13 protein-coding genes are annotated in these 12266 nt (G+C 47.6%); 10 read left to right on the forward strand and 3 right to left on the reverse strand.

The window, feature by feature from the left end:
* Positions 1-3: 3 nt before the first annotated feature.
* The 3 genes from AB1L17_RS17515 (at position 4) to AB1L17_RS17525 (ending at position 2818) form a co-directional block, all read left to right on the forward strand.
* A complete protein-coding gene (locus tag AB1L17_RS17515; RefSeq protein WP_412845940.1) occupies positions 4-897 on the forward strand; it encodes an AEC family transporter in 894 nt (297 codons plus the stop codon).
* Positions 898-926: 29 nt separating this feature from the next.
* The gene (locus AB1L17_RS17520; RefSeq protein WP_412845939.1) at positions 927-1703 is read left to right on the forward strand and encodes a GNAT family N-acetyltransferase; all 777 of its coding nucleotides are present in this window, start codon (positions 927-929) and stop codon (positions 1701-1703) included.
* A gap of 134 nt (positions 1704-1837) precedes the next feature.
* Positions 1838-2818: a helix-turn-helix transcriptional regulator gene (locus AB1L17_RS17525; protein WP_412845938.1), complete on the forward strand. Its 981-nt coding sequence runs from the start codon at positions 1838-1840 to the stop codon at positions 2816-2818.
* 68 nt (positions 2819-2886) lie between these two features.
* Here the strand turns inward: AB1L17_RS17525 and AB1L17_RS17530 are convergent, their stop codons facing one another.
* Positions 2887-3213 (reverse strand): hypothetical protein, encoded by a 327-nt coding sequence (locus tag AB1L17_RS17530; protein WP_412845937.1) that lies wholly within the window; start codon positions 3211-3213, stop codon positions 2887-2889.
* 89 nt (positions 3214-3302) lie between these two features.
* Between AB1L17_RS17530 and AB1L17_RS17535 the strand changes: the two genes are divergently transcribed.
* The 6 genes from AB1L17_RS17535 to AB1L17_RS17560 all read left to right on the forward strand — a co-directional run bounded on the left by AB1L17_RS17535 (position 3303) and on the right by AB1L17_RS17560 (position 9509).
* The gene (locus AB1L17_RS17535) at positions 3303-3578 is read left to right on the forward strand and encodes a DUF2277 domain-containing protein (protein ID WP_412845936.1); all 276 of its coding nucleotides are present in this window, start codon (positions 3303-3305) and stop codon (positions 3576-3578) included.
* A 93-nt stretch (positions 3579-3671) separates the two neighbouring features.
* Positions 3672-3908: a hypothetical protein gene (locus tag AB1L17_RS17540; protein WP_412845935.1), complete on the forward strand. Its 237-nt coding sequence runs from the start codon at positions 3672-3674 to the stop codon at positions 3906-3908.
* 135 nt (positions 3909-4043) lie between these two features.
* On the forward strand, positions 4044-4373 hold the full coding sequence (locus AB1L17_RS17545) for a EutQ-related cupin domain-containing protein (protein ID WP_412845934.1): 330 nt from the start codon (positions 4044-4046) through the stop codon (positions 4371-4373).
* 204 nt (positions 4374-4577) lie between these two features.
* Complete coding sequence (locus tag AB1L17_RS17550; protein ID WP_412845933.1) at positions 4578-5270, forward strand: FHA domain-containing protein; 693 nt, start codon at positions 4578-4580, stop codon at positions 5268-5270.
* A 169-nt stretch (positions 5271-5439) separates the two neighbouring features.
* Positions 5440-7488: a penicillin-binding transpeptidase domain-containing protein gene (locus tag AB1L17_RS17555; RefSeq protein WP_412845931.1), complete on the forward strand. Its 2049-nt coding sequence runs from the start codon at positions 5440-5442 to the stop codon at positions 7486-7488.
* An 11-nt stretch (positions 7489-7499) separates the two neighbouring features.
* The gene (locus AB1L17_RS17560) at positions 7500-9509 is read left to right on the forward strand and encodes a peptidoglycan D,D-transpeptidase FtsI family protein (protein WP_412845930.1); all 2010 of its coding nucleotides are present in this window, start codon (positions 7500-7502) and stop codon (positions 9507-9509) included.
* Positions 9510-9621: 112 nt separating this feature from the next.
* Here AB1L17_RS17560 and AB1L17_RS17565 read toward each other — a convergent pair whose 3' ends face one another.
* Together AB1L17_RS17565 and AB1L17_RS17570 are read right to left on the reverse strand one after the other, a co-directional pair.
* The gene (locus tag AB1L17_RS17565; RefSeq protein WP_412845929.1) at positions 9622-10113 is read right to left on the reverse strand and encodes a hypothetical protein; all 492 of its coding nucleotides are present in this window, start codon (positions 10111-10113) and stop codon (positions 9622-9624) included.
* A 185-nt stretch (positions 10114-10298) separates the two neighbouring features.
* Positions 10299-11177, reverse strand: coding sequence for a proline iminopeptidase-family hydrolase (locus AB1L17_RS17570; protein WP_412845928.1), 879 nt, complete (start codon positions 11175-11177; stop codon positions 10299-10301).
* A 174-nt stretch (positions 11178-11351) separates the two neighbouring features.
* Between AB1L17_RS17570 and AB1L17_RS17575 the strand changes: the two genes are divergently transcribed.
* The gene (locus tag AB1L17_RS17575; protein WP_412845927.1) at positions 11352-12263 is read left to right on the forward strand and encodes a hypothetical protein; all 912 of its coding nucleotides are present in this window, start codon (positions 11352-11354) and stop codon (positions 12261-12263) included.
* Positions 12264-12266: the final 3 nt, after the last annotated feature.

Below are 12266 nucleotides of genomic sequence, written 5' to 3' on the forward strand. Positions count from 1 at the left end.
GTTGTGATTTTTGTGGAGGTCATCCTGCCTGTCCTGCTCATTTTCCTGAGCGGCTATATTTTGCAGCGCATTTTCAAAATGGATTTGAAGCCGATCTCTTCCTTGGCGATCTACATCTTGTCGACGGCGCTCGTCTTTCGCACCTTTTACAAAACAGAGCTCAATTTGCAATTATTTTATATCGTCGTGATTTCGTTGCTCTTGTTGGCTGCTCTCGTTGTGATCACGCAGCTGACGGCTAGGTTGTTCAAATACGACAAGCAACAGGAAAGCGCCCTGATGCTCGCAACCGCCTTCATGAACAGCGGCAACTACGGGACGCCGATTATTTTGTTTGCCTTCGGAGACGCTGGCTTCACGTATGCGGTGCAAATCATGGTCTTCCACTCGATCATGATGGGGGTATTCGGTGTTTATTTTGCCTCCAGAGGCGGGAATGGGATGGGCACGGCGATCAAGGCTATCTTTAAGCAGCCGGCCAATTACGCAGTCGTTCTCGCGATTTTGCTGCAACAGCTACAAATCGTCATCCCGCAAAGCTACTACCAGGCGATTGATCTCGTCGCACAGGCGGCGATTCCTGTTGTGATGCTCATCTTGGGCATGCAGCTCGCCAATGTATCTACCAAAGCGCTAGAGTGGCAGGGACTCAGTGCTGCGAGTGTCATTCGGTTGGTGGCGTCCCCACTTTTGGCGTACCTCATCTGTCTGTTATTCCCGATTGATCCGCTTCTGCAAAAGGTGCTGGTCGTTCTGGCAGCCATGCCTTCTGCCGCAACTACTGCGATCTATGCAATTCAATTCAACATGCGACCACAATTCGTCTCCAGCAGCGTGTTGGTTACGACGGTTATCAGTATCGGTACATTAACGTTTTTGCTGAACATTTTGCACTAGTCCTGACGTAGACAAGGGAGGAAGAAAACATGAACAAAAAAGAGGTATTGCGGCTTTTTGACAAAGAGATGAGAGTGGACATCACCTATCCGCCACTCCGACGGGAGGAGACAGAACACCTTGTTCGCCACGTCTCACCCACCCCCAACGATTCAGGAGTGGTCTTGTTTTCGAGGCTGTCTGAAGAAAATGCAGAGGAAGTCATCTCGCAGGAAGTGGAGTATTTCTCAAGTCTTCAGCAGTCCTTTGAGTGGAAGCTGTTTGATTATGATCAACCGGCTGACCTGCTTGAGAGGCTGAAAGGCCATGGCTTTACAGTTGATGAACAGGAGGCACTGCTTGTGTTGGAGGTGGCGCAGGCCAAGGAGCTGCGAAGCCTTGTCATTCCGCCTGAGATACGTCAAATCACCGATTCGGCGGGCATTGATGATATCATGCAGCTGAAGGAGCAGCTATGGGGCAGTGTGAGCGAGGAGCTTGCTGCGAGACTAAAACGGGATTTGGCGGAAGATCCTGACCACCTGCTCGTGTATGCTGCGTACAGTGGCGATCAGGCTGTGAGTGCAGCTTGGATGTATTTGCATGAGGATACGTCCTTTGGCAGTCTGTGGGGAGGATCTACTTTGCCAGACTTCAGAAATAAAGGCTACTATACGGCTCTTGTGGCAGTACGGGTACAAGCCGCGCACGAACGCGGGTATCCGCTGTTGATGGTGGATGCGAGCCCGATGAGCCGACCGATTCTGGAGAAAAAAGGCTTTGAATTTCTCGCATTTTCTTATCCTTGTTTTCACGAATTTAAATAGCATCGCTGGAAAAGGAAGCTGCCCTTTGTACGAGGGGCAGCTTTTGTAGTTGCAGGTAGTCGTCTGTGTAATTATTATGAGAATAAGAATCATTTGCAAAAATATCCTACATATGGTTAGGCAGGGAGAAGGTCATGGAACAAGCATCTGTACATTCCATATACGATAGCTATATCAATGCAATGCCCTCTACCAAAAGTGATCGCATCGTGTCCGAAGCCAATCGGTATACACTGACGAATAATGATGGCTACTTGAGAAGACTGATTCCTCGACCGGGATTGGAGCTGGTCGAATCCAGCTATTCCCTTCAGGAAAACCGCGTCATGAATTTGCAGTCGCAGGCAGCCATGGTTGAGCTTAGCTTTTGCTTGGAGGGGAGTGGCGAGTTCGTCGTTTCGGGAAGCCAGCACGAGTTTTTGCCTGGGAGCTGCTCGCTTCAATTGATGAACGACTTTCATGCACAGTTTATGTACCGGGCGGATGTTCCTCATCGATCTGTCGGGATTGGTATTTCGGTGGAGCAATTTAATGCTTGGGTGGCTGAGAGCGATGTGGGTGCAGCGTATTCGTTCCAAGGACTGCTTGGCAATCAAGCCTATCGTCTGTTTCGTATGCCGTTGCAACCGAATATGGCTCGGATGCTCCAGCAGTTGAACGATTTTTCATCCTCCCATCTGAAGCTGCGGAGATTGCATACCGAAGGCAAGATTTTGGAGATTGTGTCGTCGGCGCTGGATACGTTTTTATTCGAGCGGGAAGAGAATCGACCGAGGACACAGTTATCTCGGAGTGATCGGGAAAAGATTCACAACGCCCGGGACATTTTACTCGAAAATATGGAGTCTCCACCTTCCCTGATCGAACTGGCTCGTATGGCACACCTCAATGAATACAAGCTGAAGATCGGCTTCAAGGAAGAGTTCGGGACGAGTGTTTTTGCCTATTTGCGGGAAAGACGCTTGGAAAAAGCGCTTGGATTGCTGCGGGAAGGCAGTTTGAATGTCAGTGAGGTTGCACTCATCGTGGGATTCTCCAACTTCAGTCATTTCTCCGAAGCGTTTCGCAAGCAGTACGGACTCAATCCCTCGGAAGTGAAGCGGGGGAGATTTTGAAGGTCTATCATGGACATAAAAGCGATCGCGCCGAGTGGGAAGTAGCAACATAGAGGGCACACAAATAATCAGTAAGCTGCTTCCTCTGGATTAAACGGCGACTCTTCTATCACAGGCACGTAATTATCAGGCATGGGCTTTACTGTTAACTCATACACTTTTTTGTTTTTGACATCGTGGACTCTCGTGAAATACCGATTCATTCCGTAACGAAAGGATGGCATGTCAGCTTTCAAATCTTCTAACGGAATATTATATTTTTCATGGATGTAAGTAATCGCATCTTGGTTCGTTTGTATCCTGCCTGATACGGTTCCGAAGAACTCTGTACAACCACCTACAACAACAGGAATGGACATGATCAGGAGGGCATAGGTGAATGCTCGTTTTGCCATAATTGCGCTTCACCCCGTTTTCTCTCATCTAGCGATTCATCGATCGCGTATAGTAAAATGATACCAAAAAAGAACAGAAGGTGTTAGCGATGTGCCGAAACATCAAAACCTTGTTCAACTTCGACCCGCCTGCGACAGAAGATGAGATTCAAGCAGCAGCCCTGCAATTCGTGCGAAAGCTATCGGGCTTCAACACGCCTTCGAAGGCCAATGAAGAGGCTTTTAACCGCGCAGTCCAAGAGGTGTCCGTTGTTGCGAAAAATCTCCTGGACTCGCTGGTGACGAATGCAGAGCCACGCAATCGAGAAGTCGAAATCGAGCGTGCACGAGAGAGAAACGCCAAACGGTTTGGCACGACAGAATAGTGAGTCGGTAAAGACAAGCAGTCTATTCGATGGGCAGTCCATTAGGGCAACTGCCCATTTTTCTTATGTGAGAAATGAATGCGAGGTGAGCCTATGAAACGGATAATTGAGTTGAACGATTTGCTAAACAAGCTGGAGGAGCGACATATCTTTTATCGTTTGAGCAAAATCAGGAGCGAAAGCATCATGATTGAGGTAGCTGTCCCTGGTCAAAGATGGGAGATCGAGATTATGGAGGACGGTACGATGGAGATCGAAAAATTTTTAAGTGACGGTAATATGTACGACGAGAAGGAGTTGGATGTATTGTTTCGGGATTTCTCCGATTAATGGATTGCACGCTCCTAATTTGAATCAGAAATTTCAGCATCTTATCATCGTTTTATGAGATGATTTATCATTCCGCTACTATGTCTCTCGGCAGTGCTTTGTATTATCGTAGAGTGCAAAGGGGAGAGGATCATCATGGATAAGGTGAACGTCGCACAACATTTATCACGCTTGCAAGATTCTTGGGGCTCTCTGGTTGTCGGAGAGATGAATGATACATCGATAAAGGTAGAGAAGCTGCAAGGTGAATATCCTTGGCAACAAAATGACCAGAAAGATGAACTGCTATTCGTCGTCAATGGTAGACTGCTGCTGATGTACCATGAGCGTAATATATGGGTGGAGGCCGGGGAGTTTATCGTCGTCCCAAAAGGAGTTTCCTACAAGCTCTTTATCCCGAATGGCGCTTGTCATCTACTGGCGATTGAGCCGAAAAAATTCGCAGCTCTCAAACGCTGCTCCTAAGACGATCAACATAGAAAAAATCAAGCGTTATTCGTTCGCGGATAGCGATGATATAGAGCTGTCAAACGCCCGGTCACCTTCATTGGCTGGACAGTTGGCGGCTTTTTTGCTATTAATAGATGTTCAAATAGAAAAAGTATTGACTTATGTGTAATTTGTTATGTAAATAAATACAGATAGCTCCAACTCTTTTCGAGGTGATGAATGTTGGACGACGGCATCTATGTTTTGATTAAAAAAGGAGACCCCGAGCAGCTGCAAAAGCGTCAGTTTCTTCATAAAGAAGAGTGTACGATTGGTCGACGTGGCAATCAATTACAACCAGACATTGCTTTTTCTAGTCCGTACATCTCCAGAAGACATGCAGTGATCCGGAAAATCAACAACCAATATACGATTTCTGATTTGCAAAGCAAGCATGGGACAGAAGTAAATGGGACATCGATTCAGCAGGCACCGCATTTTCTCTATCATGGCGATCATATTACGCTTGCCAAAGGCGTGGTAGAAATGATATTTTTCGCCGAGGGAAGCGAGCTGGATGTGACCCGGGAGTTCTCATTCCCTTTGACGAATCCGAAAGAGACCCCCTCTTCATCTGGCTTGGTCATCAATATGGAGCGCAGAGAAATACGGCTGGATGGCGCAAGAATTCATTTGACCGGAAAAGATATGGACTTGCTCATGCTATTGTACCAGCGTGGGAATCAGGCAGTCAGCTATGAGGAAATCATGGTACTTGTATGGCCGGAGCGTATGATGAATGCGGAGGGCAGTGTCCCGGATGTTGGACGAGCAGAGATCAACGCCCTTGTTTATCGCTTGCGAAAACGGTTGGGCAGATATGGCGAGAACGTCACCACGATACCGCGCTTTGGCTACATGTGGGAAGAATAGCGGGCAGTACGACAGACACAGGATGATATTCCTGTGTTTTTTTGCATTTCATGTAACTATCTGACACTTATCATCGTCCTATGAGAATAGTCTCATAACGTCATCATCTTTTTTCCATATATTATGTGATCTGACTGTAATATCGTGTGGAAGGGAAGGTGAATGACTAGTGAAAAAGACATGGTTGGTATTTTGGACGGTTTTTGTCGTTGTTCTCTCAGGGTTTTTCTATCTTTTCTGGGACTTTTGGAAGGACACCACGAAGTCGGATGGTGAGAGGGCAAAGGCCGCATTCACCGCGTACACGAAAAAATGGGAAGATCAGGAATTCTCTGGCATGTACGAGCAGCTTTCTTTACATACAAAAAAGACCATTACCAAAGAAGAATTCATTTCGCGCTATCAAAACATTTACGGAGGAATCGAGGCCAAAGCACTTGCCGTCGAGCCGATGTACAATGGCGACGTTATGCCAGGTGAGGATGGGCAGATCAACTTTCATTACCGGCTGAAGATGGAAACTTTCGTCGAGCCGATTTCGTTTACGGGCAAAGCAACGCTTATCAAAGAAACGCAGAATGATCTGGAGGACTGGTACATTCATTGGAATCCTTCTTTTATTTTTCCCGACATGAAAGAAGGGGACAAAGTAAGGGCCAATACGGTGTATCCCAGACGAGGCGAGATCACGGATCGGGCTGGGCGTCCATTGGCGACAGAGCGTGTCGTGGTAGACATCGGGATACGTCCCGGAGAATGGGGCCAGACTTCTCAGGCCGGAAAAATAGAGGTCAGCAAGCTATTGCAGATTCCGCTGGCAGACCTCATTTCGAAGGTGGAAGCAACAAGCAAGTCGGTCAAGTTTATCCGGATCGCCACTCTGCCAGAGGACGATGCCCGCATCGAACGATTAGAAAAAACAAATGGACTCCACTTGCAAAAAAAGAAAGTCAGATACTATCCCTATAAGGAAGCGGCGGCTCATCTGGTTGGATACGTTGGAGCAATCAATCAGGAAGAGTACGAAAAGCGAAAGGATCAGGGCTACCAGCCGTCTGACGTGATCGGCAAATCAGGACTGGAACAGATTTACGAAGCGCAGCTAAGAGGGAGTGCAGGCGGACGTATCGTCATTACGGATGCAGATGGAACGGTAAAAAAGACAGTGGCGGAACGCTTCGTCAAGCATGGACAGCCACTGGCATTAACCATCGACGTAAAGGTGCAGCAGACGATTTACAATGAGCTGAAAAACGAAGCAGGAACGGCTGCGGCGATCTCACCAAAGACAGGGGAAATACTTGCTCTCACCAATTCTCCCTCCTTTGATCCCAATGCGTTTGTCTTGGGAATGTCAGCTACCGAGTGGAAGCAAATCAACGAAAACCCGCAAAAGCCACTTCTCAATCGATTCGCGCGCGGGTTTGCGCCGGGCTCGACTTTCAAACCAATTACTGCGGCAATTGGACTGGAATCGGGAGCGATTACTCCGGAGGACAGCATCCATGTCCGCGGACTGCATTGGCAAAAGGATTCGTCGTGGGGTGGGTATGAGGTGATGCGGGTCAGCGATTACGGGGGACCTGTCAATTTGGAAAAAGCATTGGTCTACTCCGACAATATTTACTTTGCCAAAGCGGCACTCTCCATGGGTGAGGAGCAATTCGTGAAAAAGAGCGAGCTGTTAGGCTTTCATGAGGCTCTCCCAATACCGTATCCACTGGATAAATCGAAGCTGTATAACGAAGGCTTTAAAAACGAGATTCAACTGGCTGACTCTGGCTACGGTCAGGGTGAAGTAACGATGACTCCGCTGCATCTTGCGCTGGTATACAGTGCTTTTGTGAACGACGGAAATATTGTTTATCCGTCACTGTTGCAGGCAGACAAAAAAGATACGTATTGGAAGACGAATGTCATCCCTGCCGATGTGGCGAGCGATGTGAAGCAGCATTTGATACAAGTCATGGAAGACCCGCGCGGCACTGGACGCGGAGCACGCGCACCAGGTATTCGCATGGCGGGCAAAACAGGCACCGCCGAGCTGAAACAGAAAAAAGGCGAGCTCGGTAAGGAATACGGATGGTACGCCGTGTTTAATGTAGATGATCCGCGCTTGCTGGTCACGATGATGGTAGAAGACGTCCGTGGTCGGGGTGGCAGTCATGTACTCGATGCACGAATCAAGCGAATTTTCACGAAGGTACTGAAAGATTAGGGAGACCAGGTATGAAGGAACAGAAAAATGAGCGTGTGAAGCGTCTACAAATCATCTATATTATCGTATTTCTCATGTTTGTCGTTATTATCCTGAGACTGGCACAAATCCAAATCCAGCAAGGAAGTGAATATGCAGATGAGCTGGCGAACAGATCGTATAAGAAAGACTACATTCCGGCTATGCGAGGAAACATTTATGACCGCAACGGGTATGTCATTGCCGAAAGTCGTCCCTCCCATCTCGCTGTCTTCCGTGAGCAGGAGGTCATGGCGAAGGAAACGTACTTTGAACTGGTGGAAAAGCTGGAGAAAATATTAAATCTCGACAAGGCCACGTTGTTAAAAAAGATGGACGTTGGCTACGCCTACGAGAAGGGCAACTATGTGGAAGTGGGGCGACAATTGCCGCGCTATTTGGAAAAAGAACTGAAGGTGGATTTGACGGAGAAGGAAATTGCTGTATTGGGAGAGCATCGGGGGAAGCTGCCGGGTATTGAAGTGGTAACGAAACCGATCCGGAAATACGATCCCAAGCAAATCGCCGTACAGGCGGTGGGGTATGTCCGACCTTTTCACATCGCCGAAAATGTGAAGCTGGCTTCCTATAAGGATGAAAGTGAAAGGTATTTGCCCACTCAGCTAGTCGGCCTCGATGGCATTGAGCTGTCTTACGAGAAAGAGCTTCGCGGGAGTAACGGATACCGCATGTATGAGGTCGCTGCAGATCAAACAGTCGTGAAGCAGGTGGAGGAAGTACCATCTGTCCCGGGGAATCATGTGTATCTCACCATTGATCAGCGGATACAGCTAGATATTCGGGATTCGATCCGAGAGTTTCTTCCTAAGATGCGCGCGACAATCCCTGAGGCGAGGGCGGCAAAGGGAGCGTATGTCGTGGCAGTAGAGGTCAAGACAGGCAAGGTCGTCGCGATGGTCAGTTATCCTGAATATGATCCAAACGTGTGGATTGAGGGACCAGACCAAAAAATGTATGACGAGATCAAGCTGGCGGTGACGAATGGGACGATCCGAGAGGCGCCATACGATACGCGGCCATTAACGGGAGAGGCGGCCATCCAGGAGGGCTACAAGCACCCGGGTTCAATTGTGCCGTCAGGGTCTGTCCTCAAGCCGATTACGGTATTGCTCGGTTTGCAGGAAGGCATCATCTCTCCTTCCGATCGTTGGAATGATGCAGGTGTGTATCACTATGGACGTGGTACGGACCGGATTAAGAACGACAATTCCAAAGCACATGGCATGATTACCCCTGCGATTTCCCTGCAAAAGTCATCGAATACGTACATGGCGAGAATCGGGGAGGAGCTGTCCCGTCGAAAGGGAAAAGAATCAGCGTCCATCCTGCAATCGTACTATCACGCATTCGGATTAGGGGTTCAGACAGGCGTGGATTTGCCGAATGAAAGCAAAGGCAAAGAAGACTATTTAGTGATGAATGAAAATTACGGTCCGTTAGCAGCGATGGTGCAGGCTTCCTTCGGGCAACAAGTAAGGGCAACGACGATGCAATTGGCACAGTTTGCGGCGACGTTAGCGAATAAAGGTGTTCGTTTGCAGCCGCAAATGGTAGACAAGATCACAGACCCAAAAGGAAAACTGGTGAAAACGTACACGCCCAAAACGATGAGTACCTTCCCTCACCCTGATAAATATTGGGACATTTTGGAGCAAGGCATGGTAATGGTCACGAAGCCAGGGGGAACGGCTGTCCGTGCGTATGAGGGAATGCCGTTTCAGGTAGCGGCAAAAACGGGAACATCTGAGCAAGATATTTATGTGCCGGTGACCGTGACAGACGAGAAAACAGGAAAGAAAAAGACAAGGTGGAAAATGCACGCCCGCATTACGAATGGCGTCAGTATTTCGTATGCACCTGTCGACGATCCTGTCCTGGCAGTAGCGGTGATTGTTCCTGAGGGTGGTTATGGGGGAAGATCGGCTGCGATCATTTCACGTTCTGTATACGATGTGTATGACAAGCATATCGGATTCAAATAACAGGCTGTTCGAAGTGGTTCTGTCGAGGATCTACTTCGGGCAGCTTTCTTTCATTTACCATGGCCCTCAAATAATGCGTCAGATAATGGAAAAAAGCAAATGAAAATAACTTCTAACAAAAAACAATGATTCTATAGGGTGTGGTTTGGGCGGGGATACTTCTTGTGGAAGGTCCATAGATAACAATTAGATCTCGGTTCACGGGGGTTCTAGAAAAGGGTTGCCCATTTGTTAATACGATTTGGGTATATGGAGAAATATTTAATTGTAATTGCCCGTCACTACTCACCAGCTGACTATTAAAATAATCTACTTTTACATTCTGAATTGAGCTGTTTTTTACCATGACAAGTGCTTGATATTGTGGAGGGTAAATAAAAGGAACAGGCGCATTCCCATCATAATATCCAGTTACGCGATCGCCTACTGCCACCATTACATGGTCTACAAAGTAAGTTGTAGGTGATACTACGAAATTAACTAATGCTCCTAAAGCGTTATCTACAGATATTAATTTATAACATCCTTCTCCTTCACCATTTTGCCCTGTGATGAAATCACTTATCATTGTAACGGTCCCCTGAAAAGAATTGAAATGAATCATACTAATACCTCCATTGCTTAAAGGCCAACCCTTACTTCTAAACTAATTTATGTGAAATGACCGAGGTAGGTGAATATCATAAAAAAACCGGAAAAACTCCGTATCGTTCGGCGATACGAAGTCATTCCGGTTTGTACATGTCAGGCTAAGCCGGTACGTGGCAAGCGCTGATGAAGTAAAATTTTTTATTTCGTTTCTATTTTTTGCAAAAAGCTTCGGACTACCTGCACGTACTCCTCTGTCTCTTCCAAATAGCCGACATGCGAGCTGTTTTCAAAAACATGGAGCTGTGCGTCTGGCACGAGAGATCGATAATACCCTGTCGCTTCTGGAGTCGCTTCATCATAGCGGCCACAGACAAACAGCGAAGGGATGTTGATTTGATGCAGCTTGGGCGTGTAATCAAATGTTTTCAAATTCCCTGTTGGGCAAAACTCAGATGGTCCCCACATCGTCATGTACACATCTTTATTCCCTTTCGGACGGCTTTCTGTCATGACCGCTGGCATTGGGTCCAGGCGACACACATGGCGAGCGTAGTATTCCTTCATGGCATCCTGGTATTCTTTTGAACGAGTGGTCCCTTGCTCCTCGTGTGTGGAGATTGTTTGTTGGACTTCATCCGGCAATTGGGCAATGAGACGATCTGCGTCTTGTTTCCAACGCTCTGCACTCAGACATGGGCTGGAGAAGATGACGCTCTGTACCCCTTCCGGCTTGGCATCGACCAAATAAGCAGCAGCCAGCATCGTACCCCACGAGTGCCCCAGGATGTGAACCTCTTTTAAGTCAAGTGCTTGTCGTACGCAAGCCAGTTCCTCCACAAAGCGCTCCGTTTTCCACAGAGAAAGATCAGTCGGTCGATCCGAATTTCCCGATCCTAACTGGTCATAAAAAATAACAGGTCTTTCATCGCCCAAAACATGCAACGTCGATTTGAGCGGATCATGCGTATTGCCAGGCCCTCCGTGAAGTACGATCAGAGGCGTTTTCTCTCCTTCGCCGACACGACTGTACCATACTCTCCCGCCAGGAACTTCAATATAGCCTTCTTTCATGCTCATCGATAATGCCTCCACTTCAGGTTCATGCTGTATCTTGATTCTTCCAATATAGCATATGGAAATGTTTTTACACTTTTTTTAGAATTGATTTAGAGCGTGTTAAGACCCTCTCCTTATCATCACTTGTACAGAAAGCATGTGAAAGTTGCTTTCGATCAAATAGGAGGGATCAACATGCGGAAAAAATGGTTGGGTATCAGCTTATCGGTTGGAATCACAGGAGCATTGATTTGGGGATACGGTGCATCAGCGAGTACGGATAACACGACGATGGGGGTGTACGAATCAGCCCTGCACCAAACAAAAGAAGCGAAAAGCATGACGGCCCACGCACAGCTAGCACTCACAGACAACGGAACGAAGCTGTTCACACTTGAAGGAGTAGCAAAGATCGACCATAACCAGCACATTGGAAATGTGGATGCGACTTATGCGGATATGCTGGGCGAGAAAAGCTTTCAAGCCTTTCTTGAAAAAGATCAAGTGGTTGTTAAAAAAGGGGATAGTGACGTTTATCGGCTCATGGAGAAAATGGTTAGAAAGCACAAACCAGAGAATGACGCCGATAACAAACGTGGGGTAATGATGCACAAGCTGTTCGCTACGCTATTTGGTGACATCGGAAAAGAGTCGACCGTAGAGAATCTTGCGGATGGAGGCAAACGCACATCGCTACAGCTATCCGAGGAGCAAATCCCGGTATTTGTTCAAGCGGCCGGACCGATTATTTACGACAAGCTCGCCGAACATAGTCAAGAAGAGTCTTCCGCAGAAAACCATCTTTCCGTCAAGCTTCCACGCCTGCAAGAGGATTTTCAAGTGGAGCAAGTATCACTGAACGCCACGATCAACAAAAATAATCAAATCGAACAACAATCTGCCTTGGTGCACTTGTCGGGAACAGACGAGTCCGGTAAGGAGCACAAGCTTCAGCTTTCGGTGGATATACGCCTGTCAGATCTGGGTACAACTACCCCTGATCGCATCGATCTCACTGGTAAGCAAGTCGAGAAGGTTTCCCGCGAGGACATGAAGAACAGATGGAAAAAAGGCTGGTCGAAGCATTCAGATTCAGATTCGGAGTAAGCA

The organism is Brevibacillus jepli, assembly GCF_047229145.1.
Classification (GTDB): Bacteria; Bacillota; Bacilli; order Brevibacillales; family Brevibacillaceae; genus Brevibacillus.

Bases quoted from the DNA above. Each gene is read 5' to 3' on its own strand.
- AB1L17_RS17565 (WP_412845929.1), bottom strand. From the start codon at position 10,113: ATGATTCATTTCAATTCTTTTCAGGGGACCGTTACAATGATAAGTGAT.
- AB1L17_RS17530 (WP_412845937.1), bottom strand. From the start codon at position 3,213: ATGGCAAAACGAGCATTCACCTATGCCCTCCTGATCATGTCCATTCCT.
- AB1L17_RS17545 (WP_412845934.1), top strand. From the start codon at position 4,044: ATGGATAAGGTGAACGTCGCACAACATTTATCACGCTTGCAAGATTCT.
- AB1L17_RS17560 (WP_412845930.1), top strand. From the start codon at position 7,500: ATGAAGGAACAGAAAAATGAGCGTGTGAAGCGTCTACAAATCATCTAT.
- AB1L17_RS17535 (WP_412845936.1), top strand. From the start codon at position 3,303: ATGTGCCGAAACATCAAAACCTTGTTCAACTTCGACCCGCCTGCGACA.
- AB1L17_RS17570 (WP_412845928.1), bottom strand. From the start codon at position 11,177: ATGAGCATGAAAGAAGGCTATATTGAAGTTCCTGGCGGGAGAGTATGG.
- AB1L17_RS17575 (WP_412845927.1), top strand. From the start codon at position 11,352: ATGCGGAAAAAATGGTTGGGTATCAGCTTATCGGTTGGAATCACAGGA.
- AB1L17_RS17540 (WP_412845935.1), top strand. From the start codon at position 3,672: ATGAAACGGATAATTGAGTTGAACGATTTGCTAAACAAGCTGGAGGAG.
- AB1L17_RS17550 (WP_412845933.1), top strand. From the start codon at position 4,578: ATGTTGGACGACGGCATCTATGTTTTGATTAAAAAAGGAGACCCCGAG.
- AB1L17_RS17525 (WP_412845938.1), top strand. From the start codon at position 1,838: ATGGAACAAGCATCTGTACATTCCATATACGATAGCTATATCAATGCA.
- AB1L17_RS17520 (WP_412845939.1), top strand. From the start codon at position 927: ATGAACAAAAAAGAGGTATTGCGGCTTTTTGACAAAGAGATGAGAGTG.